Source organism: Providencia sp. PROV202 (assembly GCF_028479565.1).
GTDB lineage: Bacteria > Pseudomonadota > Gammaproteobacteria > Enterobacterales > Enterobacteriaceae > Providencia > Providencia zhijiangensis.
Map to the genome: position 1 here is coordinate 178,920 of NZ_JAMPNV010000011.1, position 26,186 is coordinate 205,105.

29 protein-coding genes and 1 pseudogene are annotated in these 26,186 nt (G+C 39.1%); 15 read left to right on the forward strand and 15 right to left on the reverse strand.

The genetic code is table 11. The annotated features are described in order from the left end of the window. The first annotated feature begins 96 nt into the window (after positions 1 to 96). Entirely contained in the window at positions 97 to 1,473 is a 1,377-nt protein-coding gene (trhP, locus tag PR799_RS08160; protein WP_154603630.1) for a prephenate-dependent tRNA uridine(34) hydroxylase TrhP, read from the forward strand. A 354-nt stretch (positions 1,474 to 1,827) separates the two neighbouring features. On the opposite strand, the gene thiD is transcribed toward trhP, so the two are convergent. Continuing rightward, positions 1,828 to 2,625, reverse strand: coding sequence for a bifunctional hydroxymethylpyrimidine kinase/phosphomethylpyrimidine kinase (thiD, locus tag PR799_RS08165; protein ID WP_272521671.1), 798 nt, complete (start codon positions 2,623 to 2,625; stop codon positions 1,828 to 1,830). A gap of 328 nt (positions 2,626 to 2,953) precedes the next feature. Between thiD and pagP the strand changes: the two genes are divergently transcribed. Next, positions 2,954 to 3,529, forward strand: a complete 576-nt coding sequence (gene pagP, locus PR799_RS08170) for a lipid IV(A) palmitoyltransferase PagP (RefSeq protein ID WP_272521672.1) — start codon at positions 2,954 to 2,956, stop codon at positions 3,527 to 3,529. 117 nt (positions 3,530 to 3,646) lie between these two features. Here the strand turns inward: pagP and PR799_RS08175 are convergent, their stop codons facing one another. After that, positions 3,647 to 5,011, reverse strand: a complete 1,365-nt coding sequence (locus PR799_RS08175) for an amino acid permease (RefSeq protein ID WP_154627106.1) — start codon at positions 5,009 to 5,011, stop codon at positions 3,647 to 3,649. Positions 5,012 to 5,197: 186 nt separating this feature from the next. Next, positions 5,198 to 5,338 (reverse strand): PhoP/PhoQ regulator MgrB, encoded by a 141-nt coding sequence (gene mgrB, locus PR799_RS08180; RefSeq protein ID WP_071992159.1) that lies wholly within the window; start codon positions 5,336 to 5,338, stop codon positions 5,198 to 5,200. A gap of 248 nt (positions 5,339 to 5,586) precedes the next feature. Here mgrB and PR799_RS08185 point away from each other — a divergent pair, with 248 nt between their 5' ends. The 3 genes from PR799_RS08185 (at position 5,587) to brnQ (ending at position 8,496) form a co-directional block, all read left to right on the forward strand. Then, positions 5,587 to 5,970, forward strand: a complete 384-nt coding sequence (locus tag PR799_RS08185; protein ID WP_154627107.1) for a helix-turn-helix domain-containing protein — start codon at positions 5,587 to 5,589, stop codon at positions 5,968 to 5,970. Between the two features lie 165 nt (positions 5,971 to 6,135). Then, positions 6,136 to 6,945, forward strand: a complete 810-nt coding sequence (gene yidA / locus PR799_RS08190; RefSeq protein ID WP_272521673.1) for a sugar-phosphatase — start codon at positions 6,136 to 6,138, stop codon at positions 6,943 to 6,945. A 219-nt stretch (positions 6,946 to 7,164) separates the two neighbouring features. Then, positions 7,165 to 8,496, forward strand: a complete 1,332-nt coding sequence (gene brnQ / locus PR799_RS08195) for a branched-chain amino acid transport system II carrier protein (RefSeq protein ID WP_272521674.1) — start codon at positions 7,165 to 7,167, stop codon at positions 8,494 to 8,496. 77 nt (positions 8,497 to 8,573) lie between these two features. Here brnQ and PR799_RS08200 read toward each other — a convergent pair whose 3' ends face one another. Beyond that, entirely contained in the window at positions 8,574 to 9,500 is a 927-nt protein-coding gene (locus PR799_RS08200; RefSeq protein ID WP_272521675.1) for a LysR family transcriptional regulator, read from the reverse strand. Between the two features lie 101 nt (positions 9,501 to 9,601). Here PR799_RS08200 and PR799_RS08205 point away from each other — a divergent pair, with 101 nt between their 5' ends. Beyond that, positions 9,602 to 10,054 carry a DMT family transporter gene (locus PR799_RS08205; protein ID WP_272521676.1) on the forward strand — a complete coding sequence of 151 codons (453 nt, stop codon included), beginning with the start codon at positions 9,602 to 9,604 and terminating at the stop codon, positions 10,052 to 10,054. 3 nt (positions 10,055 to 10,057) lie between these two features. Beyond that, positions 10,058 to 10,522, forward strand: a complete 465-nt coding sequence (locus tag PR799_RS08210) for a DMT family transporter (protein WP_272521677.1) — start codon at positions 10,058 to 10,060, stop codon at positions 10,520 to 10,522. Here the strand turns inward: PR799_RS08210 and yddG are convergent. Continuing rightward, the gene (gene yddG / locus PR799_RS08215; RefSeq protein WP_154603624.1) at positions 10,490 to 11,374 is read right to left on the reverse strand and encodes an aromatic amino acid DMT transporter YddG; all 885 of its coding nucleotides are present in this window, start codon (positions 11,372 to 11,374) and stop codon (positions 10,490 to 10,492) included. The two genes, PR799_RS08210 and yddG, sit on opposite strands and share 33 nt — an antisense overlap. A 207-nt stretch (positions 11,375 to 11,581) precedes the next feature. Continuing rightward, positions 11,582 to 13,039: an alanine/glycine:cation symporter family protein gene (locus PR799_RS08220; RefSeq protein ID WP_154627114.1), complete on the reverse strand. Its 1,458-nt coding sequence runs from the start codon at positions 13,037 to 13,039 to the stop codon at positions 11,582 to 11,584. A gap of 662 nt (positions 13,040 to 13,701) precedes the next feature. On the opposite strand from PR799_RS08220, the gene PR799_RS08225 reads away from it, so the two are divergent. Further along, positions 13,702 to 13,950, forward strand: coding sequence for a DinI-like family protein (locus PR799_RS08225; RefSeq protein ID WP_036953155.1), 249 nt, complete (start codon positions 13,702 to 13,704; stop codon positions 13,948 to 13,950). 298 nt (positions 13,951 to 14,248) lie between these two features. On the opposite strand, the gene PR799_RS08230 is transcribed toward PR799_RS08225, so the two are convergent. Next, positions 14,249 to 14,620, reverse strand: coding sequence for a hypothetical protein (locus tag PR799_RS08230; protein ID WP_272521678.1), 372 nt, complete (start codon positions 14,618 to 14,620; stop codon positions 14,249 to 14,251). 338 nt (positions 14,621 to 14,958) lie between these two features. On the opposite strand from PR799_RS08230, the gene PR799_RS08235 reads away from it, so the two are divergent. Further along, positions 14,959 to 15,306 (forward strand): hypothetical protein, encoded by a 348-nt coding sequence (locus PR799_RS08235; RefSeq protein WP_154637744.1) that lies wholly within the window; start codon positions 14,959 to 14,961, stop codon positions 15,304 to 15,306. Between the two features lie 68 nt (positions 15,307 to 15,374). Here the strand turns inward: PR799_RS08235 and PR799_RS08240 are convergent, their stop codons facing one another. Next, positions 15,375 to 15,884, reverse strand: coding sequence for a DUF1543 domain-containing protein (locus PR799_RS08240; protein WP_154627117.1), 510 nt, complete (start codon positions 15,882 to 15,884; stop codon positions 15,375 to 15,377). Between the two features lie 277 nt (positions 15,885 to 16,161). On the opposite strand from PR799_RS08240, the gene PR799_RS08245 reads away from it, so the two are divergent. Continuing rightward, positions 16,162 to 17,313 (forward strand): pyridoxal phosphate-dependent aminotransferase, encoded by a 1,152-nt coding sequence (locus PR799_RS08245; RefSeq protein WP_272521679.1) that lies wholly within the window; start codon positions 16,162 to 16,164, stop codon positions 17,311 to 17,313. Positions 17,314 to 17,382: 69 nt separating this feature from the next. Here PR799_RS08245 and PR799_RS08250 read toward each other — a convergent pair whose 3' ends face one another. Next, entirely contained in the window at positions 17,383 to 17,727 is a 345-nt protein-coding gene (locus PR799_RS08250; protein WP_154627119.1) for a DMT family protein, read from the reverse strand. Between the two features lie 227 nt (positions 17,728 to 17,954). Here PR799_RS08250 and PR799_RS08255 point away from each other — a divergent pair, with 227 nt between their 5' ends. Further along, positions 17,955 to 18,734, forward strand: coding sequence for a class I SAM-dependent methyltransferase (locus PR799_RS08255; RefSeq protein ID WP_154627120.1), 780 nt, complete (start codon positions 17,955 to 17,957; stop codon positions 18,732 to 18,734). A gap of 62 nt (positions 18,735 to 18,796) precedes the next feature. Here the strand turns inward: PR799_RS08255 and PR799_RS08260 are convergent, their stop codons facing one another. Together PR799_RS08260 and PR799_RS08265 are read right to left on the reverse strand one after the other, a co-directional pair. Then, positions 18,797 to 19,192, reverse strand: coding sequence for a hypothetical protein (locus PR799_RS08260; protein ID WP_272521680.1), 396 nt, complete (start codon positions 19,190 to 19,192; stop codon positions 18,797 to 18,799). A 165-nt stretch (positions 19,193 to 19,357) separates the two neighbouring features. After that, entirely contained in the window at positions 19,358 to 19,696 is a 339-nt protein-coding gene (locus tag PR799_RS08265; protein ID WP_154627122.1) for a GlpM family protein, read from the reverse strand. A gap of 208 nt (positions 19,697 to 19,904) precedes the next feature. Between PR799_RS08265 and PR799_RS08270 the strand changes: the two genes are divergently transcribed. Next, on the forward strand, positions 19,905 to 20,747 hold the full coding sequence (locus PR799_RS08270) for an MBL fold metallo-hydrolase (RefSeq protein WP_272521681.1): 843 nt from the start codon (positions 19,905 to 19,907) through the stop codon (positions 20,745 to 20,747). An 82-nt stretch (positions 20,748 to 20,829) separates the two neighbouring features. Here the strand turns inward: PR799_RS08270 and PR799_RS08275 are convergent, their stop codons facing one another. Beyond that, positions 20,830 to 21,219 carry a nuclear transport factor 2 family protein gene (locus tag PR799_RS08275; RefSeq protein WP_154603612.1) on the reverse strand — a complete coding sequence of 130 codons (390 nt, stop codon included), beginning with the start codon at positions 21,217 to 21,219 and terminating at the stop codon, positions 20,830 to 20,832. A 224-nt stretch (positions 21,220 to 21,443) separates the two neighbouring features. Between PR799_RS08275 and PR799_RS08280 the strand changes: the two genes are divergently transcribed. Continuing rightward, entirely contained in the window at positions 21,444 to 22,013 is a 570-nt protein-coding gene (locus PR799_RS08280; RefSeq protein ID WP_272521682.1) for a cytochrome b/b6 domain-containing protein, read from the forward strand. A gap of 395 nt (positions 22,014 to 22,408) precedes the next feature. Then, positions 22,409 to 22,789, forward strand: coding sequence for a DUF805 domain-containing protein (locus PR799_RS08285; RefSeq protein WP_154627124.1), 381 nt, complete (start codon positions 22,409 to 22,411; stop codon positions 22,787 to 22,789). A gap of 81 nt (positions 22,790 to 22,870) precedes the next feature. Here the strand turns inward: PR799_RS08285 and PR799_RS08290 are convergent, their stop codons facing one another. Both PR799_RS08290 and PR799_RS08295 read right to left on the reverse strand, forming a co-directional pair. Beyond that, a complete protein-coding gene (locus tag PR799_RS08290; RefSeq protein WP_154627125.1) occupies positions 22,871 to 23,629 on the reverse strand; it encodes a YnfC family lipoprotein in 759 nt (252 codons plus the stop codon). A gap of 378 nt (positions 23,630 to 24,007) precedes the next feature. Beyond that, positions 24,008 to 24,172 (reverse strand): annotated as a pseudogene (locus tag PR799_RS08295) (NADP-dependent isocitrate dehydrogenase); the annotation flags it as partial. A gap of 260 nt (positions 24,173 to 24,432) precedes the next feature. On the opposite strand from PR799_RS08295, the gene PR799_RS08300 reads away from it, so the two are divergent. Further along, positions 24,433 to 24,825, forward strand: a complete 393-nt coding sequence (locus tag PR799_RS08300) for a hypothetical protein (protein ID WP_272521683.1) — start codon at positions 24,433 to 24,435, stop codon at positions 24,823 to 24,825. Positions 24,826 to 24,893: 68 nt separating this feature from the next. Here the strand turns inward: PR799_RS08300 and PR799_RS08305 are convergent, their stop codons facing one another. After that, the gene (locus tag PR799_RS08305; RefSeq protein WP_272521684.1) at positions 24,894 to 26,183 is read right to left on the reverse strand and encodes a phage baseplate protein; all 1,290 of its coding nucleotides are present in this window, start codon (positions 26,181 to 26,183) and stop codon (positions 24,894 to 24,896) included. Positions 26,184 to 26,186 lie beyond the last annotated feature (3 nt).

Below are 26,186 nucleotides of genomic sequence, written 5' to 3' on the forward strand. Positions count from 1 at the left end.
GGCATTCCCCTCATTTAGCGTTAAAATCCCCACCCTCGAATTTTTACACCAAGCCATCCGGCTTGGTGCTGACCTGACATCAGACTGAGAACTAACATGTTTACACCAGAATTATTATCCCCAGCAGGTTCCTTGAAGAACATGCGCTATGCCTTTGCTTACGGTGCCGATGCGGTTTACGCTGGTCAACCACGCTATAGCTTACGTGTACGCAATAACGAATTTAACCATGAGAATCTCGCGAAAGGGATCAATGAAGCCCATGAGTTGGGTAAAAAATTCTATGTGGTCGTCAATATCGCACCACATAACGCCAAGTTGAAAACCTTTATTCGTGACCTGACTCCCGTGATTGAAATGGGTCCCGATGCACTGATTATGTCCGACCCTGGTCTGATTATGATGGTGCGTGAAGCCTTCCCTGAGATGGATATTCACTTATCGGTTCAGGCTAACGCCGTCAACTGGGCTTCCGTGAAATTCTGGAAACAAATGGGCTTAACTCGCGTGATTTTATCCCGCGAATTATCGCTGGAAGAGATTGCTGAAATCCGCCAGCAAGTACCTGAAATTGAGCTGGAAGTTTTTGTACACGGCGCGTTGTGTATGGCGTATTCCGGTCGCTGCTTGCTATCTGGTTATATTAATAAGCGTGACCCGAACCAAGGTACCTGTACTAACGCGTGTCGCTGGGAATATAAAGTTCAGGAAGGCAAAGAGGACGATGTGGGTAACATCGTGCATGTCCATGAGCCAATCCCAGTTAAAAACGTAGCACCAACACTCGGTGAAGGTGCTCCAACCGATAAAGTTTACATGATTGAAGAAGCGATGCGTCCGGGCGAATACATGACAGCCTTTGAAGACGAACACGGCACTTATATCATGAACTCAAAAGATTTACGCGCCATCGAGCACGTTGAAACGCTGACAAAAATGGGCGTTCATTCTCTGAAAATCGAAGGTCGTACCAAGTCATTCTATTATTGTGCTCGTACTGCCCAAGTGTATCGCCGCGCCATTGATGATGCTGTAGCGGGTAAACCATTTGACCCAACCTTGCTTTCTACCCTTGAAGGCTTAGCGCACCGCGGTTATACCGAAGGTTTCTTACGTCGTCATACCCATGATGCTTATCAAACCTATGAATATGGCTATTCCGTTTCAGATACTCAGCAATTTGTCGGCGAGTTTACAGGCAACCGAGTGAATGGCTTAGCGGAAGTCGATGTGAAAAACAAATTTAGCGTCGGTGATAGCCTAGAATTAATGACACCATCAGGCAATATCGTCTTTACTCTGGATGCATTAACTAACCGCAAAGGCGAATCTGTTGATGTGGCACCGGGGAATGGACATGTGGTTTATCTGCCGATCCCCGAAGATGTGGATGTAAATTTTGGCTTGTTGATCCGCAATCTTGCTGGAACGACTACTCGAGACCCGCATCAAGCCCAAGAAGAAAAAGCATAAAAGCTGAAAAAGCGTAAACTGGCTAAGTATTCCATCCCTTATTGCTAAATACGTTTTACTAAATAGAAGCCCATGGTCAATGACTATGGGTTTTTTCTTAGGTATTCGTGTAAAAAACGGTCATTTTATGCTTTATTTTAGTTGAGAATCATTCTCGTTATTGACAGTTTCGTTAAAAAGTGCACTCAATATCCAAATTTATGCAACAGATCACATCAATTGGTTATTCTATATCGTATAGTCACTGTCGAAAACGAAGAACTAGAAAGTCATAAATTAAGACTAGGAACCACCTCCTTGGCTGGCTCAATCTCCCTTGAGCTAGCCATTTCTTTTTTCTAGCCCCCCAAATTCTTACCACCAGCGATGAAAATGGTGTACAGGTCCAAAGCCACTGCCGACTTCTAAACTATCCGCTTGCTCCAGCGCCCCTTGCAAATAGGCTTTTGCTTCTACAACCGTTTGTTGCCAATTCGCAAAACGCGGTCTCAGTGCGGCTAACGCTGCTGATAATGTACATCCTGTACCATGAGTATTTTTGGTATCGATACGTACCGACGTAAAACGCCACTCGCCTTCTGGGGTGATCAACCAATCAGGGCTTTGAGAATCGATCAAGTGTCCACCTTTCATCAAGACACTTTGGCAACCCAATTGCAGTAAACGTTGTCCTTGCTCACGCATTTGTTCTTCAGTTTGTGCCATTTGCTCATCAAGTAATACGGCTGCTTCGGGTAAATTTGGCGTGATCAACGAAACCATGGGTAAAAGCTCGCGCCTTAGGGTCTCTACGGCGTCTGGTAATAATAGCGGGTCTCCACTTTTGGCCACCATCACCGTATCGAGTACCACATAAGGTACGGGTGTTTTTTTCAACGCACTGGCGACCACTTGGACATTATCGCGATTAGATAACATACCGATTTTCGCGGCATCAATACGGACATCACTTAAAACAGAGTTCAATTGAGCCGCAACAAAGTCTGAAGGGATATTATGGATGGCTTGAACACCTTGCGTATTTTGTGCCACCAGCGCAGTCATCACACTGGTTCCATACGCACCGAGTGCGGAAAATGTTTTCAAGTCTGCTTGAATACCGGCTCCACCTGATGGATCCGTTCCCGCAATCGTTAATGCATTCACTCTCATTAATACTTTCTCCTTTGTCTTCAGAAAAATAATTGACCTTGAAAAAGCCCACTCCAATTATTGCATTTTTAAGTTAATAAAAATCATTAAGTTACATAGTTTTCGTTTTATTTAATATTCAATGATTATACTAATAATGAAATAATTCCTTACAACAGATTACGATCCCAATAAGTCATTATCCTAATTTGACCATTTATTGCTGTCCTATTTAGCTTATCTTTATTAAAATAATTCACACTAAAATTATTACAATTACGATAATGATGTCATCATTGTCAATGTCTATCATGACTCATCTATCAGATAAAACTAGATTGGATCCACAATGAGAGTTAATAAAAACATACAGTTGGTTGTAGGCGCATCGGCAATTCTGAGCGCTTCAATCTGCATGTCATCACCTGCGTTGGCTGAAGAGCAGTCAGTCGGTTTATGGGATAAATTCACCAATAATATCAGTACCACCTGGGATTCTGACAAATATGAGCTGTATATCCCGTTCTTCACTTGGCATAACCGTCTTATGTACGATAAAGAAAAAACAGATACCTATAATGAAGAGCCATGGGGCTTTGGTATCGGTAAATATCGTTATGATGAAGATAATGACTGGCATGCACTCTATGCGATGGCATTTATGGATTCCCATAATAAAGTCGAGCCAATCGTGGGTTATGGTTTCCAAAAAATGTGGATCCCAGGGGATATTGATGGCTTCCGTATGGGGGCGGGTTTCACGTTAGGTATCACCGCACGTGAAGAATATAGCTATATTCCACTCCCTGCGCCGCTGCCTTTAGTTTCTATTGAATATGATAAGCTTTCTGTTCAAGCGACCTATATTCCAGGAACATACAATAACGGTAACGTCCTGTTTGCTTGGTTACGTTGGCAGTGGTAAGCGCTTGAGCTTGTGCTCATCTCGCTAGAAACTGATTTAACAGAAAATAAGCATAAAAAAACCGGTAGATTAAACATCTTACCGGTTTTTTGTTTTTTATTTATCAAGACTTTTTACTTATGCCGCCTTGCTCTCTACACCTTGTTTTTTGGCACCTGAGAATTGATAACCAACCCACAGAACCGCGACCCAGAGAGGCATAATCAGCACAGAAACGCGTAACCCATCCATTGTCAGAATAATAATCAAGATCAGCGATAAGAACGCTAAACACAGATAGTTACCAAACGGATACCAAATACTCTTAAACTTCGTTTCAATACCCTGTTTATTCATTGCGGCTCTAAACTTCAAGTTAGAAACACAGATCATAATCCAGTTTAAAACTAGCGTAGTGACCACTAAGGACATCAGTAATTCAAATGCCTTACCTTCCATCACAAAGTTAATCAAGATCCCGCCAGAAGTCGCGATACCCGAAACAATCAGCGCCATTACAGGCACGCCGCCTTTATTCACTTTTGCCATAAAGCGCGGTGCGTTGCCTTGTTGTGCTAAGCCATACAGCATGCGGCTAGTACAGTAAGCACCACTGTTATAAACCGACAGCGCAGCAATCAAAATCACCACGTTCAATGCGTTGGCAACAAGCAAGTCACCCAGCTCATGGAAAATCAGTACGAATGGGCTAGTTTTACCATCCAGTTGTACCCATGGATACAGCGCCAGTAATACCGCCAGTGAGCCGATATAGAATATTAAGATACGGTAAACTACTTGGTTGATGGCTTTTGGAATGCTTTTATCTGGATCTTCCGCTTCTGCCGCAGTAATCCCTACCAACTCCAATCCACCAAATGAGAACATAATAATCGCCAGCGCAACCAATAGCCCGTTATAACCTTTGGCAAAGAAGCCGCCGTATTCCCACAAGTTACTCACTTTGGCTTGAGGGCCGCCATGGCCACTAAACAGCAAGTAACAGCCGAATAAAATCATCGCGATAACTGCAACAACTTTAATCAGCGCAAACCAAAACTCTGTTTCCCCGTAGGAGCGAACGTTAATCAGGTTGATCGCATTAACTGCAATAAAAAACACCAGCGCCGAAACCCAAATAGGTAACTCTGGCCACCAATGCTGCATATATTTACCCGCCGCAGTCAGTTCTGTCATCCCCACGAGGATAAACATTACCCAGTAGTTCCAACCCGAGAGGAATCCGGCAAAACCGCCCCAATATTTGAATGCGAAATGGCTAAATGACCCTGCAACAGGCTCTTGAACAATCATTTCACCTAACTGACGCATGATCAGAAAAGCGATAAATCCACACAATGCATACCCGAGTAATACCGACGGACCTGCCATTTGGATAGTGGTTGCTATCCCTAAAAATAGCCCTGTGCCGACAGCGCCCCCCAAGGCAATTAACTGAATATGCCTGTTTTTCAATCCGCGCTTTAACGTCTGTTGCGCCATATCTTTACCCTTCGTCCTCTAGCTTTTTGTTATCGTCCACAGTTGTGATAATCACGCAAGTTTATTTGAATTTTTGCATGAACTCCACTCGCAATTACACCACTGTAAAGCTGGCTTTCTGCCTGTCTTCTAATGTTTCCAAATAATGACAAACTAATATCCAGTAAGACGTTGCAAAATGCAAACTCAAAATGGTAACAAACCCGTCACGCGGCAAACGCCGAGTTGAAAGTCATCCCCACCCTGATCGCAGAGATTATTCATCGCCAAGAGGTATAAAAAAGCACAAATAATTACAATGCTGATGATTAATAGCATATTTCGCATAGATAATGGGGTTCTTAATAGTCACATCATCTGGCAATATTAATCGATATTATCGTCTTTAGTTGCGTAAAATGGGCTATTCATCGTTTTCAAGAAAATAATTGTTTATTTTTGCAGCTCTTGATAAATAACTGGCTATTGTTGTGTGATTTTTATACATAAATCAGTAATACCGCACAACCAACCTTTGTCATGGTGAAATGAAGTTGTGTATACTTCAGTTACCGTAAAATAAGAATGAATTTGAGATGGCACAAGATAACCACGTAGCACTTGTTAATGCTCTAAGTAAATGGATTGAAGAGCATTTAGGTCGAGTCATCCACTTGGAAGAACTCGCTGCCTATTCTGGGTATTCCCTTTGGCATATGCAAAAAATCTTTAAGGAAGTCACAGGGATCTCCTTAGGAAAATATATCCGTCAACGTCGACTGGCTGGCGCCGTAAATTTATTAAGAAATAGCAGCCAAAGCATTTTTGATATTGCGTTAGATTTCGGCTTCGGTTCGCAATCTCACTTTACCTATATGTTCCGCAAAGAATATGGCATTACACCGTTTGATTTCCGTCAAAATGACCAAATTCATTTGGATGTCAAAGAGCCATTACACCTAACCTCGGATGATGAGTGAATTTGTTTTACACGCATTAACCTGCATTTTTTCAGATTTAATGCGATAAAACATGGGCATTCTCATCCTTTTTACTGAGCAACTTATTCGTTGCCCTCTTAGATAATTTACATTCTCGATAATCAGAGTAAGGTACGTGTAAAAGTTCTATTTTAGGAGGCATTGATGTCAATCAAACTGGTCGCCATTGATTTAGATGGCACGTTACTCAATTCGCAGCACCAAATTTCTCCCGCAGTGAAAGAAGCCATTACCCGCGCGCACAAACAAGGTGTGCGAATTGTCCTTGCCTCAGGTCGCCCCTATTCTGGCATTTTACCTTACCTTCAAGAGCTTGGATTAGATACTGCCAGCAACTACTGCATCAGTAACAATGGCAGCGTGATCCATCAAGCCAATGATGGCAGCCACCTGTATGAAAATCTGTTAGATTTTGAAGATTATCAATATTTTGCTGATCTGGCTAACAACGTGGGGGTCCATATGCACGCCCTTGCAGATAACACCATGTTCACCGCTAATCGCCATATTAGCCGCTATACCATTCATGATGCCTATTTCACCAATACACCTCTGGTCTATTGCCCCGTTAACGAAATGGATAGCTCGCTCAGTTTTACCAAAATCATGATTATTGACCATCCTGAGAAACTGGATGTGGGTATTAGCTATATTCCTGAAAATACCTTTGAAAACTATTCGCTAATCAAAACCAGCCCTTATTTCCTCGAAGTTTCGAATAAGGATGCAAGCAAAGGCTCTGCGCTGAAAGTGCTATGTGAAAAATTATCCCTCACGCCAGACAAAGTCATGAGCATCGGTGACCAAAATAATGATGTTGCCATGCTACGGTATTCGAGCGTTTCGGTTGCAATGGGAAATGCTGCACCACATATTCGTGAAATAGTGAAATTTGTCACCGATACCAACGATTGTGATGGCGTTGCTGTCGCAATAAACAAATTTATTATCTAGTGGTCGGCTAATTTAAAGCTCAAATCTCTAGACCAAAATACAATTTAACGGGATATGCCTAGACATCCCCATTCAGGCATATCCATCTCCTGCACTCCTTTTAGAACTATTTTATCCTTCACCTTACTTACCCTTCCAAATTTGATACTATCTGCCTCTTTCAAAAATTGTCATTCAACTATAAGTACAATAAAACCCACATCACTAACAGGTAGTAAAATGTTTTCGACTAAAGATATGTTAATTCTGGGGATGATGGTATTCGCCTTATTTCTAGGCGCGGGAAATATCATCTTTCCACCGATGGCTGGCTATCAATCAGGGACAGACTGGTTTGATACCTCAGTAGGCTTTCTGATCACGGGGGTTCTGTTACCTTTCCTAACCTTGGTAACTGTTGCAGTAAAAGGGCGTGGTGAAAAGCTGTCTGTTGATTTACCCAAATGGGTTGCCGTCATTTTTTGGGTTGCACTCTACTTAATCGTCGGCTCCACATTTGCGATGCCAAGGGTAACGAATACCGCGTTTGAAATGGGCTTCTTACCATTAGGCTTTGTTGAAAAAAGTACATTCTCGCATCTCACTTTCGCACTCATTTTTAACTTTACCTCGATGTTCTTCATGTTGAAGCAAGGCACTATGATCAGTGCAATTGGTAAGTTTATGACTCCAGCGTTACTTATTTTGTTAGTGGTTGTGGGAATTGCCGTAGTCATTAACCCGCTTTCTGACATGAATCCGCCTGTTAAACAGTATGCTGAGTTTGCCTTCTTTGGCGGCGTGATTGATGGCTATCAAACTATGGATGTACTGTCTGCGATGGCGTTTGGTGGGATTGTGGCGCGCGCATTAGCATCGAAACAGATCACTGAACCACGCCAAGTCGCGACTATCACCATTAAAGCGGGTTTAATTTCAGTAAGCTTACTCGCGGCGTTGTATATCTGCCTGTTCTATTTAGGCGCGACCAGTGAACAAGTGGCGAATACCGCAACCAACGGCGGGCAAATTTTTTCTCGTTACGTCGATGTCCTATTTGGTGCGGTAGGTACATGGATCATGTGCGGAATTGTATTACTGGCAAGCATGACCACGTTAGTGGGTGTGACCAGCGCCTGTGCGGATTACTTTGCGACTTTCCATCACCGTTTAGGTTATCGCTTCTGGGTGGTTTTCTTCACAATGCTAACCACCGTCGTGTCCACGTTTGGTCTCGACACTTTATTACGTGTCACCATTCCGGCGCTGCTGATGATTTACCCTTCATCAGTCACTATCGTATTCCTGCAATTTGCACGCAAATTTATGGCTGCTCCTCGGGTCACTTATGGGATCACCATTGGCGTAGTTGTGCTGATGAGCTTGTTCGATACGCTGAATAATATGGAACTCTTAAACGTCACGGTGAAAGCAAACCTGATCACCTACTTACCGCTGTTTGAGCAAGGTATGGGTTGGTTAATCCCTGGAATTATCGCGTTTATTATCTCGATGTTTATCGGCAAATTGACCGCGAAAAGCGAGCCTGTCGCAGAGCAAAACTTAGCTTAATCTTGATATTAAAAAGCCGAATGTTAGCATCTCACTGACATTCGGCTTTTTTATTTAGCGATCTTACTCCAGAAAACTCACAATAATTTCAACTCATAATTTTTCTGATAATCCCCTGAACTTCCGAGCTTTTCTTGTAAGAAATCGAGAAAAGTCGCCACCTTTTTAGGTAAAAATTCCCGGTTTGGATAGACCGCATAAATATGATGCAGCGGCAAGTGATACTCCTGTAGCACAGTGACCAATCGCCCAGCGAGAATATCCTGCGCCACAATAAATTGAGGTAACTGGCAAATACCAAGCCCCTGTAAAGCGGCTTGGTGCAATGCGAGGCTGCTATTCGCCCGAAAACTTCCCGTCGGGGTAAATCGAACTTTCTTTCCCTGATAGGTAAACGACCATGTTTGTCCTGCTTGAAAATAACTGTACAAAAGGCAGTTATGCTCTGCTAGTTCATCAAGATTATTCGGGTTTCCATATTCCTCAAGCCATTTCGGAGAAGCACATAAAACACTATGACAAGGTGATAACGTTCGAGAAATTAACGAAGAATCCTGTAATTCGCCTATCCGCACCGCCATATCAAAGCCATCGCCCACTAAATCCACCAGCTTATCGTCAAACACGATCTCAGCATGCAATTGTGGCCAGCGTTTCAAAAACTCGGGAAGCAGTGCGGTTAAATGCAAATGACCAAATACCATTGGGGCGCTGATTTTTAATGTTCCATCGACCGAACCACTGTAACGAGAGAGCGTTTCATTACCCTCGTTAATCGCTTGATGGGCTTTTTTCAGGTAGAAATAGTAAAGCTCACCCGCTTCTGTCAGTTGCAGGTGGCGAGTTGAGCGCGCAATTAAACGGATCCCCGTTTGCGCTTCTAACGCTATCAGCTTTTTGCTCACCGCCGATTTTGTCATATGCAGTGATTCTGCTGCTTTTGTTAGGCTGCCCTGCTCGACGATCGCGATAAAAACAGGGAGTAGCGCGTAATCAACATTCATTATTGTCAACTTAATAGAAATACAGTTTTTCTTTTATAGCGGTTTTTCTCATCGTCGACAATCCCTATACTTCGCAAATCATTCATACCGAATTAATCAAGATGAAAAAAGATATTTTGCTTTCGCTGATCGCCGTGTTTTCCGGTGTTTTACTCACATTGATGATCATGAGTAATAGCTATTTATCTACCTTTACCTCTGCGCTTCAGGCTTCGTGGTTGACTCACGGAATAGGTAGCATGGTTGCTTTGCTGATCTGGTTGACGGTCAAAAACCGATTGGGAAAAACACAAAAAATTCACAAAATTCCCCGCTGGAGCTATCTCGGCGGGATCCCTGGTGCCTTTACGGTGTTACTCGCTGCGATCACCGTCAACAGCCCACTTTCACTTTCAGGTTCCATTGTATTGATGTTAACAGGGCAAATCGTGACTGGGCTACTCATTGACCATATGGGATTTTTAGGGTTAGCCAAACGAAAAGTAACGCTGAAGGATGGGATCACTGTGTTGCTACTACTGATTGGCTCAACATTAATCATTCTGGGAAAATAATCTATGCTACTGTTTTTTATTATGATCGCACTGTCTAATGGGATTTGTATTATTCTGAGCCGAAGCATTAATGGGAAGCTATCTCAAGTCACCAATGCTTTTAATGCCTCTCTAATTAATCATGTTGTGGGATTTTTATTCTTAAGCGTGATTATTGGGTTCGCCCAAGACTCATTTAACATTACCTTTGAAAATATTCCTCTCATTGCGTTTGTAGGAGGCATCATTGGTGCTTGTTTTGTCATCATAAACAGCTATGTTTTACCCTTACTTGGCGCCACACTCACCACTATTTTCGCTATCAGTGGCCAAGTACTTTCCAGCGTCATTATTGATGCTGTTCAACATGGCTTACCAGAACATTGGGTATTGCAGCTACTCGGTGTGATTTTCATTATTGGCGCTATTGCTGTGCGCTATCCCCCCAAATATAACTCAGCGCCTTGTGGCAATAAAACAAGTGATTGACCCTATGGTTACCATCAAGACTCCTTGCCAGAAGCCCAAAGTTAATGCTGTGCTCAATAACATTGAAGAGAATGCCGTAGAGATCACTGGAGTGAAATAGGACAATGTCCCAAGAAAAGCCACATTGCCTTTGATGATTGCCACCGTCCAAAGCGCATTTGCCCCACCGGTTGCAATGGCAGTGACAAATAACAAACTGACACTATTCACATTGATATTAAATGGCGCTGGCGTCGAGAAGATAAATAAGATCCACAATCCGACCGATGTCATGATAAAAAACAGCACCATACCATTGCAGCCATTCGACATTCGTTTCGTAATATTGCTATAAAAAGCCCACAGCAGTGCACCAACAAAGGCTAAAGCGTAGCTAAGCGGGTTGCTTTGAATATTTGAAAGAATCGCATTCAGGGACAAAGGTTGATCCCCAGAGATAACCCACAATAAACCTGCAAACGCTAAAATAAGCCCAATAATCAGTAATAGGCTAAAACGCTGCCGATTAAATAAAACCGCTAGCGCAATTGTGAAGCTAGGCCACAAGTAATTTACCATGCCAAGCTCAATGGCCTGCTGGCGGTTATTGGCAAGCCCTAAGGCTAAAATAAAGCAGATTTCATAGCTAACAAATAAAAATGCCCCCCAAAACAAATAGCGTCTAGGGAAAAGATGAATTTTCGGTAATCCCATTACAACAACCAAAACCAGGCTGCCTATCGAATAGATCAGTGCCGCACCACCAATAGGACCAAAGTTTTCGCTCGTACTGCGAACAAGGCCTACCATCGTGCTCCACAATAAAATGGATACGACCCCGTAAAATGTTGCTGCATATCGTCCGAGTTTCATCTTCCTGATCAACACCTTATTTCATATTTATCTTGGTTATTATTTTCCTCCAAAACCTTACGCTCTAAAGGCAATAAAGCAAGTTTTTTATATTTATTGACCAGAGAATGAAGAATAAAAAAGGCGCTTAAAAATAAATCCAAGCGCCTTCCATCTACATTTCTATTAACTTTCAACTGAGGTTAATTGCGGCCAGCTATCGTAAAATTAATGGGCTTCGTTCTTAACCCACTGCTCAACTGACTCTTTTTCCCAAATTCCTTCATTGAGCTGTTTTTTCAGCTCTGGATGTTCATTAATATCAAATGTTGGAATTTTTCCAGCACCTAACTGCTGGTTGTAATCTTTCGCGAGTTTGAATGCCACGCCGGACAACAAGAGGATGGCAATCAAGTTTGTAATTGCCATTAAGCCCATCGAAACATCAGCAAGCTTCCAAATCAGTGGCATTTCACCGAGTGCCCCGAACATCACCATCCCCAATGTTGCTAAGCGGAAAATAAACAGCCCGGCTGTATGGTTATTTTCCAAGAAAATCATATTGCTTTCTGCATAAGCATAGTTGGCAATGATTGATGTAAAGGCAAAGAAGAAAATCGCAATCGCAACGAAGATACTCCCCCAACTGCCCACCGCAGAAGATAAAGCTAGCTGAGTCAGCTCAATACCATTGATTTTACCCACTGGACCATCTAACACACCAGAAGCCAAAATAATAATGGCTGTAGCGCTACAGATCACAATGGTGTCCATGAATACACCCAACATTTGCACGTAGCCTTGGGAAGCAGGATGCGGTGGATAAGGTGACGCAGACGCCGCGGCATTTGGTGCAGAACCCATTCCGGCTTCATTCGAGAATAATCCGCGCTGAATACCTTGCGTCATCGCTTGAGCGATACCATAACCAATGGCGCCGCCTGCGGCTTCCTGTAAACCAAAGGCGCTACGGAAAATCAGCATAAAGACATCAGGTAAACGCTCAATATTTTGACCAACTACCCAGAAAGCCAGCACTAAATAAGCGACAGCCATAATTGGCACAACAAATTCGGCAACTTTAGCAATTGATCTTAATCCACCAAAAATAATGGTGCCACTGAGGATCACTAAGGCGATTCCAACATAGAGTGGGTTAAAATCAAATGCCACAGCAGTTGCTTGTGCAATGGAGTTCGCTTGAACTGCATTAAAAACCAAACCAAATGCAATGATTAAAAAGATAGAGAACAGTACACCCATCCAGCGTTGTTTTAAGCCTTTCTCCATATAATAAGAAGGCCCGCCGCGATAGTTACCTTGGTCATCTTTGGTTTTATAAAGCTGCGCTAATGTGCATTCAACAAATGACGTTGCCATTCCTAGTAATGCAACAACCCACATCCAGAATATAGCGCCAGGGCCGCCTGCCGTAATCGCGATAGCAACACCCGTTAGATTTCCAGTACCGACTCGAGCCGCTAGGCTGGTACATAATGCTTGGAATGAAGAAATACCTGAACTGTCCGATTGAGTGCTATTTTTCAGTACTCCGAACATGTGACCAAAATGTCTGAACTGAATAAATTTAGATCGTATTGTAAAATATAAACCGGCTCCCAGTAATAAATAAATTAATAACGAGCCCCAAATAAGATTGCTGATTGAGTTTATAAATTCTATCAAATTATGCTCCTTTTATTATATCCACTAATAGAGGTATTAGTTGGTGAGTTATTTAGCTCCATATTATTTAAGTAATTAAACACATAAAAATATAAACCATGATGGTTCATCATGAATAATCAATGTTATTAAACAAGACCCATGAATTATATTTTTTTTACTTTCTCTGTAAATTTTTTTCTGGCTATTAGCCTATTTAATACTTAAGACAGCGAAAAATCATGCAAGCCAGAATAAAAAAATGAAATTAAATAATAGTTAAAACAAAATGATACGGCTTTACTGGCTACTTTAAGAACAATCTCAATCAATTGATTAAAAACAAGACAATTTTTAACCAGAATTTACAGTTATAAGTAAAAAAACATTAAATTTAATTAACTGAAAGCGTATTTAATTAAAATAACCTTTCCGTGTTTTTTAAATTGAATAACTAATTGATGATTTTTAATCATTACTCTTTTGAATAATCATTGAAGATAAATATTAAATATAGTTTGATACGTCTTTATTGAATTATATTTACTTATTTTAAATCTACCGCTCAAACCTATTTCAGATTAAAATAATCGTTTTGCAATCATCATAATAAGATTATTGCTAATGTTTTATGATACCAATACACTTATCGCTAATTTGCTTTCTACATCAAAGGGTAATATATGGAAATCCACATCAAAGTTTCTGACGATTTAGTCTCAACGCTCTCTGAAAAATCCTACGACGCGTTCACTGCTGAATTGCACGCCAGAGTTTTAGAAGTATACCCAGGTAGTAACCTTTTCATTACACATGACAGTGGTGCAACCACCTTCAATACCAAAGGCTTCCATGATGATAAAGAAGCGCATATCGTTCTCCATGAACTGGTTGAAGATGTTTTCCATCATGGTCACTGGTTAAAAGCATAATACTCTAGCCCTATTTTCCAGCCTCTCGCGATAACCGCTAGGCTGGAACTCATCGCTCTCGCCCTTCTCCCTATTTCAAACCCTGATCAAGATCATAGTTAATGATGATGTTAGTCAACTTTGTATAAAAGTCCTTTTCTTTTAAGCGTTATATGATAATGTATATAACGAATTTTCATTTACATTGCTTTTGCTAATTTATAGCAGCCAGTATCTATTACTGGCTTTTTTTATGGGAAAAATTTAGGGGAACGCCTGAATTGAGAACTCTGATATGCCATCAATCTCGTAGAGAAAACTACTGCGATTTTTCACACAATGACACAATGGCAGTGCGTAGTTCCGGTGTATCACTGGTGATCAATTGATGATGCTCAGAGAATTTTCCACCTTGTACACTGACGCTAGCAACAAACGGTAATTTCTCACTTTGCTCACTGGTTTGATAAAAACCACAGACTCGGTAACTTTCACCCTCTTTGAATTCGCTTTTCAGAACAATTTTGACATCATCAAAAGTCAAAGGACTTCCTGAACTAAACTTGTTCTCGATAAGCTTTTCAGCTTGCTTGGTGACATCGCTATCACTGATTGTTGTATAAAACTGATAAGCAAATACGCCTAAGGCCAATAGAATTACTATCAGTAGCTTGCTTTTTATACGTTTCAATCTCAAATCCTTCTCATACTAAACTTATGGGCTTATCGATTATGTTAACACCTTTACCCTGTCAATAATAAGTATCTCGATATTCATGCCGCACAAAAAGCTCCATCTAATTGACAAAATAAAAATGAATTTATTTTACATTTAAAAATTTATGATTTATATAATATTGACTCCCAGCCTTTACAATACGATCAAAACTTATTTAACAAATATTTATCAGTGTGAAGAAATAATGAATAACTGTGTTTGAAATATGAAATTCCTCTATATTTAAGTAAATCAGATTGAAATAAAAAACCACAATGACAAACTGATAATAAATAAAGAGGAGAATCAAAATGAAAAATTTAAAATCACTTATTTTAGTCGGTAGTTTATTAGCGGTGAGTTTCTCTACATTTGCTTATCATGGTAATGGTTATCACCGAAATGGCAATGGAAGTTGGTGTAACGGATCTAACCAAGCTCAGTATGATAGACCATGCGATGGTAACTACCGTGGGCAATACATGGGGCGCCATCAAGGCATGATGCAATACTCCACAGCTGTACAAACCACTCAACCGGAAGAGGCGTTAAAGAAAATTACAGCGGAAGTGCCAAAAGGTGAGAATAACAAAAAATACATGGTGAAAGTGGCGGTGGTTGAAATCTCACCAAGCTTAGCCACACAGGAAGTCCAATAAATTTTACTCTGTATAATAATAGCCAGTAATATCTTTAATAATACTGGCTATTACGTATTAACTAAAAATTAGCTATTTATACCTATTGGTAAATATCCTTGCCATAATGCTTGATATTTACTTCCATTCTTATTTTTATTTAGGTGAATATAATATTCACCAATTTTTTGTAGCAATAAACAATCATCGACATCTTTTAAATTATCTTTATGCTGTTGCTGGCTATTAACTAAAAGTTGGCTAATTGCTTTTTGTTTAGCTTCTTGGGCATTTTTTGCTACAAACAGATCAAACTCATGCAGCTCCGCAAGTGTAGATGAAATATATCCGCCTACATTGATAAAATAGAGTTTGTATTCACTGTCTGATTGTTCTTTGCTCAAACTGATGTCGAATCCATCTGCCCAATTGATATCTGCATACCCATCCACATGGATTTTATCTTTATCCCCAAACCAAGCATCTCGCAATAATGGCCAAGCTTCTTCTGGTGTGTTGACCGCGACAAACTGCACATCATGTACTTCAATATTGGATTTTCCGGCATTACCACCAACATAAAACATAAATAGCTTCATTATTATCTCTCTGTGATTAGTTATCGCTGTATATTTTAATATACAACCATATCAATTCAACATGCAATAATTAACATTATTGCAAAAAATAACCATTAAAATAAATTACCATTTAAAATCAAATTATTAGATCAATTAGAAAATTAACCCTACCTAAAACCACCCCTTGCAAACATAACAAAATGAATAAAAAATCACTTTAACTATATATTTATTTACAATTGAATTATTTCTAGTAATCTAATCACACAAAGTAAATATATTTCAGGGACTCATTATGGATCGTCGTTCATTTCTAAAATCAAGCTCACTTGTTGCTGGTGGCTTAGCACTAAATTCACTTTTAAATCAAGCAAGTGCAAATACTAACGCCCTCATCAAACCGAATGCTCAACATCCGTTATTACTCAATTTCAATGAGAACTCATTAGGAATGTCACCTAATGCACAAAAAGCGGTCATCGAAGCCTTACCAGGTTCATTCCGTTATCCTGATGATGCACGCTCCGAGCTCATCGGAAATATTGGCACACTGCATAACCTAGACAGCAAGAATGTGACCCTCGGAAATGGTTCATCAGAAACCATTCAGGCGGCTGTCAGCATGCTCGCAAATAAGGCAAGAAAAGAAGGCATAAAAATTCAACTTGTCACTCCAGATCCTACATTTAACTATGCTGAACTCTATGCACTCCCACTCGGTGTAGAAATTACTAAAGTGCCACTAAAATCAGATTTGAGTTTTGACCTGAAAAAAATGGAGCAAATCGCGAATGATTTCGATGGTTTGTCCATTATCTATATCTGTAATCCAAATAACCCAACGGCAATGATAACGCCACAGACTCCGCTCGATAGCTGGATGAAAAAAATTTCAGACAAACAGTTTTTTATTGTTGATGAAGCCTACGCTGAGTTTGTTGACGATCCACAATTTGTGAGCGCAATCGAATTAGTCAAAGCAGGACAAAAAAATCTGATCGTGACACGGACTTTCTCGAAGATTTACGCATTAGCAGGCTTGCGCGTGGGATACGGTATTGCTACCCCAGAAATCATTGAAGCAGTCGATGAGTTTATCTCGATTGATAACACCAATACTGCGGGAGCAGTCGCTGCCATTGCTTCATTAAAAGATAAAAAATTCTTAGAATATAGCCTTAGATCTAATAATCTTTCGCGTAAAATCGTTGAAACTGCGCTCAATGAATTAGGCTTAGAATATGCGCCATCACAAGCTAACTTTATTTTCCACAAAGTAAAAGGCGATGTGAAAACCTATAAACAGCGCATGAAAGAGGCCAATATTATGGTTGGCAGAGAGTTTCCACCTGTTATGGGCTGGAACCGTTTAACCTTAGGTACCCCACAAGAAATGGAACAGTTCGTTGCGGTACTTAAAGAATTTCGTCAAAAAGGTTGGGTGTAAGTAAAAACGCCCTTCATTACCAAGCATCTTCTACCCTACCATTCTCTATAAAGTAGAAGATGCTGATAACTAAAAAGGGCCTTTAAAAATAAAAAATGCGCCTGCAAAAATAAGAATAAAGCCAATAATATGGTTTATTGTAAAGCTCTCACCTAGATAAAGCACAGAGAACCCAACAAACACACATAACGTAATCACTTCCTGCATCGTTTTCAATTCAGCAGCGCTGTAATATTGATGCCCTAAGCGATTTGCAGGTACCGCGAAGCAATATTCTACAAATGCAATTAACCAACTAAAGAATATGACAATATATAATGGCTTATTCGTAAATTTTAGATGCCCATACCAAGCGAACATCATAAATACATTGGAAATAACCAATAAGATGACAGGATAAATTTTTGCTAGCATGATAAGCCAATGGCAAGTTCAAATATGCATATATTATGCGAATAACTCCCATTAATTTCAATCATCTCCCCATATATGTTCACTATTACACTCACTGATAGCCAGCCAAATAGCCTGCATTTTTTCTCAAAATAAAAATAAACTGTACTTATTGGTACACTTTATTATTTACTTTAATTTCACGTCGATTACAATAACCTCAACTAATGTATTTAGAGGTACACTTTATGACGAATTTTATTACTGCAAATCAAAAAGCATGGGATAAACAAGCGGCATCTCAACAGCCTTGGTCTACTCCGGTTGACAGCCAAACAATTGAAGAAGCAAAAAAAGGAAATTGGGAAATTCATCTAACGCCAACACCATTAAATAAAGCTTGGCTTGGGGATGTAAAAGGGAAAAAAATTCTCTGTTTAGCTTCTGCCGGTGGACAGCAAGCGCCTGTTCTGGCCGCTGCGGGTGCCATCGTGACAGTATTTGATTTGTCAGAAAAACAGTTAGAGCAAGACAGTATGGTGGCTAAGCGAGATAATTTAACATTGACAACAATTCAAGGAGATATGCGTTATCTCCCTATGTTTGAAGACAATACATTTGATATTATTTTTCACCCAATTTCAAACTTATATATTCCTGATGTTAATCCTGTATGGCAAGAATGCTTTCGGGTACTTAAACCACAAGGTCGATTACTCTCAAGCTTTTTTAACCCTGTCGTATTTATTGATGATAGAGAAAAAAGTTCTGCTGAAAATACCATTATTCGACCTCGATATACCATGCCATTTTCAGAATTAGATCATTTATCTCCAGAACAAATGGCATTAAAACAAGCGAAGCAAGAAGCGTTTGTCTTTGGTCATTCACTGACTGACTTAATTGGTGGGCAAATACAGGCGGGCTTTAACATTGCAGGTTTTCAAGAAGATTGGCAGCCGAATCCTCGTTTTGTTATCGATAATTTCTTGCCGACATTCCTAGCGACACTGGCAATAAAACCATAAGATCATAAGGCAGAGCTGATAATACAAAGACTAATCTGCCTTTTAATTATTATGATTTATGACTATCGATTGCAATAACGTTCCCAGATCGGATCAAATTGTTCAACGGGGACAATGTCATCAACTTTTTCAACCAGTGGAATAGATACCACTGTTTTACCATCTTTGTTTTTATGTAAACGAACAATAAATCGTTTATATCCATGAGGTAAACCATCTTCAAACCCAAAAACTTCACCACAATAGTAGCCAGTCTCATCGCCCTCTTCATTCTGATTTAGGATATGATATTTCACATTTTTGTATGTTGCGGCTGATGGATATACCAGAAAATCTTCAACGGCGCTTTTGACTTTACTCTCTGCATCCATCTCAGTATCTGAAGAAACTTCCGTCATCACACCTGCTATGTAGGAACAGCCAGCAACTAATAATAATACAAGGACTCTTAGTAACATTTTTCTCTATAGAATGGCGAATTAGAACACACTAAGTATTATTATAAATCGTCTAAAAAATAATTCGAGTACAAATCTAACACAGAAATGTTGTATATAAATTTAAATGCTAAAAATCGCATTTTTTATTTGGTTTACGCCACGAAGGCGTTAAATTGATAAATTTCACTGGGTAAGCTGCCAGAAATACACTAAAACAGCTGCAGTGACTATCCAAATCAACGTCGCTAAACTTAAACAAATCCATGGTGTTAACTTGGTTGCAAAGACATAAACAGTGATTAAATACATTGCATAAGGGATTAATGACCATAAACCAAATAATGCTGTTTTTCTTAATGCCTCCGTACCTTGCTCCTGAACGACAATCACATGAGCAATTAATGCAAAAGTGGGAAACAAAGGAACTAACCCCGCAATATAATAAACTTTACTACGAGATAGCATTGCAATCGCTAAAACAGCAAGCGCCCCAAATAGACATTTTATCAGCAAAGAAAACATAGCAATCTCAACAAGATTAAGAGTATTTATACTGATTATCACTCTAAATCACTCTCATTGACTAGTGAGCTTTCATAAACAATCCTTTCTTGATCACATATTTAAGACTGCAATTTTTTACACCCTATATGTTTATTAATGGTTGAATATTTCATGCCATTATTCTGATATAACTTCTTTGTATAATGAAACAACCAAAGAGATAAAAATGACAATAAAAATTTCTGTACTCGTTGATAACAACACCCTGATTGACAGCTATTTCTGTGGTGAACCCGCCGTTTGCTACCACATTGAAGCTGACGGTAAAAAAATCCTATTTGATACTGGCTATTCCGACGTTTTCATTAACAATGCCAATATCCTCAATATCGACCTTGCTCAAATTACTGACCTCGTTTTATCCCATGGTCATAATGATCACACATGGGGAATTAATCACCTGATTCAATATTTAGACCGCCGAAACGTTGAATCCCAGCAATCCAAAAAATTGATTTATCACCCAGACGCCTTGCAACCTAAAAGTTATCACTCAAAAGTTATTGGCTCGAATACCCCCAAAAATGTTTTAACAGCCTACTTTGATACTGTTGAAACCAAAGGTGCTTACTCTGTTTCTGAGAATGTGATTTTCTTAGGTGAGATCCCAAGAAATAATACATTTGAAGGGAAAGAGCCGGTAGGTAAAACTATCGATGAACATAACAACAGCGTTGATGATTATGTTCTTGATGATAGCGCCCTCGCGATTAAAACCTCCGAAGGGCTGATTGTTATTACGGGATGCTCACACTCGGGGATCTGTAATATTGTCGAGCATGCTAAACGAGTCACCAAAATAGACAAAATTGTGACTGTCATTGGCGGATTTCATTTACAACAAGCTTCCGATGAGCTGTTAAACCAAACCAGTGACTATTTTAAAAAACAGAATTTATTGCAGATCCACCCATGCCATTGCACTGACTTGGCTGCCAAAATTCATTTAGCGAAACATGCCCCTGTTCAAGAGGTCGGAACCGGCATGCAACTCATCTACCCTGCATAAAATAACACTTAATCATGTAGCTAATTGAAATAGCACTTATATTAGCTACATGGCTTCATACTGATTGCCTTTACAAATATATTTATGTTCTTGAGCCCAGATCATTATCGTGTTTTGAGCCTGATAACATTCTCGTCAGCTCTTCACATCGAATAATTTTTCCATTCATCAAATGGAAACAAGCAAATACTTCAAATTCACTCACTGTGCCCTCTTTCTTTATTGCTCTCGCAATATGTTGTGTATGAACACAGTTTTCACCTTCTGCAATCGACTTAATGTCTATCGTGATGCTCTCGGTGGCTTCTTTTAACACTTGCATATGCGTGCAGAACTCAGTGAAATCAATCAATTTCCCATCAACTACTTGTACATAATCCGATGAAAAAAATTGTTTAATTACTACCAAATCACCAATTTGTTTACCAAGAACGGCTTTCAATGCCTGTTCCACAAATACCATCTTATTCATGCCTATTCCTCTATATAATATTATTTTTTAATTTCTTAATATTATATTTGGCAAACTCACATGACTTTCAATCACACTGCCTTTTATTAGAATAAAAATAATTATTATTTACATTAAGCAAATCTATTCATCTAATTCTTATCATCAAAACAAACTTATTGAATTTCATAAGTAGAAAGACTACAACGTAGAGTAATCGAGAAAGATTTCTTTTAAGGAATAATATGAAGCTGTTTAAATCTATTTGGCAGTTTTTTGGTATTTATCTAACACCCGCCGTTCGCTTAACTCATTGCATGATATTTTTATTGGTCATTGGCCAAATTATCATCAGCAATTGGATGTCTGTCAGTAAAAGTGGCGTGATCCCAGCAAGTGGGCTTGCGTATTATTTTACTTGGCTACACATTATCATTGGGTTTTGTTTATTATTTTTGGCGGCTATTCTCATTTTTATCTGCCTTTCAAATCGAGGATTTAAATACTTCTATCCTTATTTATGGGGAGATCTCACTCAGATAAAAAATGATGTCAAAAGCTTATTTAATTTAAAGCTTCCCGACAGCTCACCAAAAGGGTTAGCAACAAGTGTTCAAGGGCTTGGATTGGGTGCATTGACGCTAGTTGTCCTTTCTGGTGTGACTTGGTTTATTTTATGGTGGCAAAACTCACCATTAGCCCCTGAAGTGAGAAATATTCATAAAACACTCACGGGGTTAATCGAAGCTTATATTGTGGGGCATGGTCTCATGGGATTATTGCATTTTATCTTATGGAGAAAAGCCCCCCATTAATCTACGACTAATAAAATAAAGCATCCGTCGTACCGTGTTTCTTCAATGTAATTTGCTTTCCATCCGAAATAAGTGTCAAAACAAATTGGCACTTAGATGTCACCTCCTCTTCGTTTAGCGACTTCATTCCCCGGATATTTTGGCAATGCATTATATAACTCAAAGTTTTATGAATTCATAAAAATCAGCAGAATCTTTTAGCAAAGTGAAATAAGCTGCTAGAATTAATGTAAAGTTTCGCAAGTATGCCTATATTTAACAGATTATCTCATTATGAATGGATTATTTTATTGAGAGTTATCTTACTGTTACATTGAAATATACAGATAATGCTGATTTACACAAATTTAAGCTCTTCTTATACTCACCACTCAATTTTTCGTTAAGGAATAAACATGAATTGGTATTTAGAAGTCATCAAAAATAACTATGCTAATTTCGAAGGTCGTGCTAGACGTAAAGAGTATTGGATGTTTACTCTTATTAACATGATCATCATTATGGTTCTATATGCATTGATCATTTCATCTGTTGATTACACAACAGGCGGAATGGGTATGTTAGGTGTTATTGCAGGAATTTTATTGGGGATCTATGCGTTAGCCACTATCGTCCCTTCTATTGCTGTATCTGTACGTCGCTTACATGATACTGAAAAGTCAGGCTGGTGGTATTTAATCTCATTTATCCCATTTGGTGCGATCGTATTGCTCGTCTTCATGTGCTTAGAAGGTACTAAAGGCGAAAACCGTTTTGGTGCGGATCCAAAAGCATAAAAATAGTGCCCCTTATTCAGTAAGGGGCTTATTTAACTACCTTCTTTAACTCTTTCAAAACAGCTTTAATCTATCTACCCGCTAGTAAAATACGGTTTCCGTAATACTTCTTTTCGGTAACTTTATTGTTTTTCCATTTGATACGATTGTGAGTATAAAATTGCATTTGTGTGCAATATTTTGCTTGTCATAATCACATTTAGAATCGACAAATAGAATAGGCAGACCTAGCGCTTTAATTTCCATTTGGAGATCAAATGGCTTTGTTACATCTTTGCCGTAACTAATAATACTCTCAGAGAACACAATATTATCTTTATAATATTTTATCGTCTCAGGAAGATTATTCTCGTTATACGTGTTTTCGCTGTATTGGACTTTAGGTTCAGCATTCATTGAGCCAATAATTATTCCATCATTATTGTACTGATATATTAACTTTCCGTTACTATCAGTTCTTGAAATAATCAAGCAATTCCCAGCTACTTCCATTTCAACTGGCCCATTCGCATCTGAACCCACTAATTTATTTTTTTCTCGTTTGATTGAAAGCCAGTTATCAATGCTATTTAAATACTCATCTTTTTTTTGTTTCATTGTAAAACTATCAACACAACCATCACGACCAATCTTTAACACAGATTGGTAATTAATGGTTTCGTCTTCATTATAGACAAAGGTATTCAGTTCTTTAATATTGCCTTTAACTGGATTAAAATCATAGAGTTGAGCAAAATTAAAAATGACTGGGTTATACTCATTTTTTTGAAATGCAGCAGATTGGAAAGAGACGGTAAATAGTGCCAATTGAACAATTGAAGATAAGCATTTGTTATTCATATAATTCCATACCTCAAAATTGCTAATTTGCTGTGTTCTAAATTTTACAACGATTCTTTTCTAATTTTTATTTACATCATTAATTTCACTATAAATAATCCTAGTCATATTAACATTTATCAAACTAACTTCCAGCGCCATTTTTTATAAAAAAACAATAAATACGTATAAACACTTATTTGTTAAATCTCTTCACATTGCATTAAGATAATCTTTAGGTAATAAGATTTACACGTATTTATACCTATTTGATTATTTAAATTTAATAAAATAGCGCTTATTTTGCAGCCGGTTTTGCAGGAGTTTTGCAGAAAAATTTTTTTAGACAAAAAAACGGGAGTTTTTAGGCTCCCGTTCTTAATTACATCACGTAATAAATTACATATGTTTAATGATTGCGTCGCCGAATTCGCTACATTTCAGTAATTTAGCGCCTTCTAACTGACGTTCGAAATCGTAAGTTACAGTCTTAGCCGCGATTGCGCCTTCCATACCTTTAACGATTAAGTCAGCCGCTTCAACCCAACCCATGTGGCGCAGCAGTATATTCCCAATTAACCCCTAAACCATTGATTTTAGATATGTTTATGCTTTGTTTTTTACTATTTTAAGTGCTTCAGTTATATATATAACTCATTGATTTATACTGTAATAATAAATAGTTTTGGGGAATGGTTTTAACTCACTTGGATTTGTAATTTGATAATTATTTATACACCGTCTCCGTATGAATAAAACGTTCAAAAAAGCTGTAATTTAAGATAAGATTGGTTGCATCTCATCTTTTATCTATGAATATTGAAATGAAAAAAATATTTGCCGCTTTAATGAAATTATTAAATTTTTTGAATCCTGCAATAATTGCTTTAGGTGCAGCCACGACTCTTATTTCTGCGCTTTTTTGGTACTTGTCTGCACATTTTTCAACACAAGAAAATATTTCTAGTATTGAGAATGAATGGGCAGCTATTTTTGCCATCATCTCTGCAGTTTGCATTTATGCATCTCTAATGGTAAGTCAATATAGAACCAGCGGAAATAGAAGCTCAGCCGCTATAGAGCACATCCATAATGAGTTAAAACTAGTTAATGACAAATTCAATTATGTTTATAGTTACCTTGAATCAAACCAAAAACTTGACAAGGAAGAATTGCAAAAGCTGAGTAACCTACTAAAAATAAAAGAAAAACAATAATGTAAAGTGATTCGCGATTTGTAATAGCCGCTTTACAGCAGCTATTACTTGAATCTTGAAATTCCAAATCACGCTGTTCTATACCACCCCATCAGCATGATATAAGCATTAGTTACGCTTATTGCTGCCCCACCACCTTTATTTCCTGTGGTTCCCGACACAGTATGAGTATGCGCACCATTATTAGACGTATCACCCGTCCAACCTTTGGACGCCTGAAAGGTCCATAGCCCACCTGCATCATCCCCGCCACCATAACTGGTTCCTGCATTCCAATGCGTTCGAGTTGCAAATGCGCCACTTAAGGTATTATTTTGATTCCCCCCTCGCCTTACCGCAGCAAACTGACCGTTGATCTCCATGGTTCCTCTGTTATGAGTATGCCCTCCTGTGCTATTCGTCGTTGCTGAGAAACTATGGTTGTGAGCTGGCATTTGTGCTTCTGTTAATGTGACCGAATCAGAACCACCAGTAGATAAGACATTGGCTCCACTCGCGGCTGCCAATCGAATGGTTTTATTTTCACCGATATATTGCCACTTAGTACCGGGGAATAACGTATTAGGATTCTTGTTCTGTGCAAACCAAACCACAATACCTATAGGATAAATAGTGTTGAGATTAACCGCGTTTTGCAAAGCAACAGTCACCGCATTTTGGCTCATAACATTGGTTGTTGATGTCCCTGTTCCTTGAGCTACATTGCTTGTATTAAGTTTTGTATTTAATCCGTTGGTTAGTGCCGTATTAGTTGCATAATCTCCTGATGGCTGGTAATTCCCTTTTGGCTGATAGCGCCCATCACCCTCTGCTTTCGTGTAGCTATCACCTTTCATTGCGTAGTTAGCAGCAGGAGCATAATTGCCTTTCGGTTGGTATTTAGTATCAGATTCCGTTTTTGAATAGCTATAACCCGCAACGAGATAATTGCCTAGCGGTTGAAAACGTTGGTCTGATTCTGTCTTGTTATAAACATTGATATCACCAGCAGTTAAATCGGCTTTTAATTCAGCCCACTGAGCACCGGCAACGGGCTCTACTTCGTTATTTTCGACTTTGGACTGCCATACTTTATTTTTATGATAAACAACGGCACGAATGGGATAAGGTTTACCTTCTTCCGTCCATTTGGGAAAGCCGTAATTTTGAACTTCACCAATCGCTTCAGTGATATCGTGAAATATCCCGTTCATTTTTTCACGTTCGATATCTTTAGCTGCGGGGTCTGATACTTGATCACGCTCATAATCATATCCATAGCCTTGCGTGTAAGACACGGCGCCGTCAGCTTGCACTTCATTAGGAATAGAAGTTCGATCCCCTTGTGTTGCAAAGGGGATTTTAAAGATTTTAGTCATTGG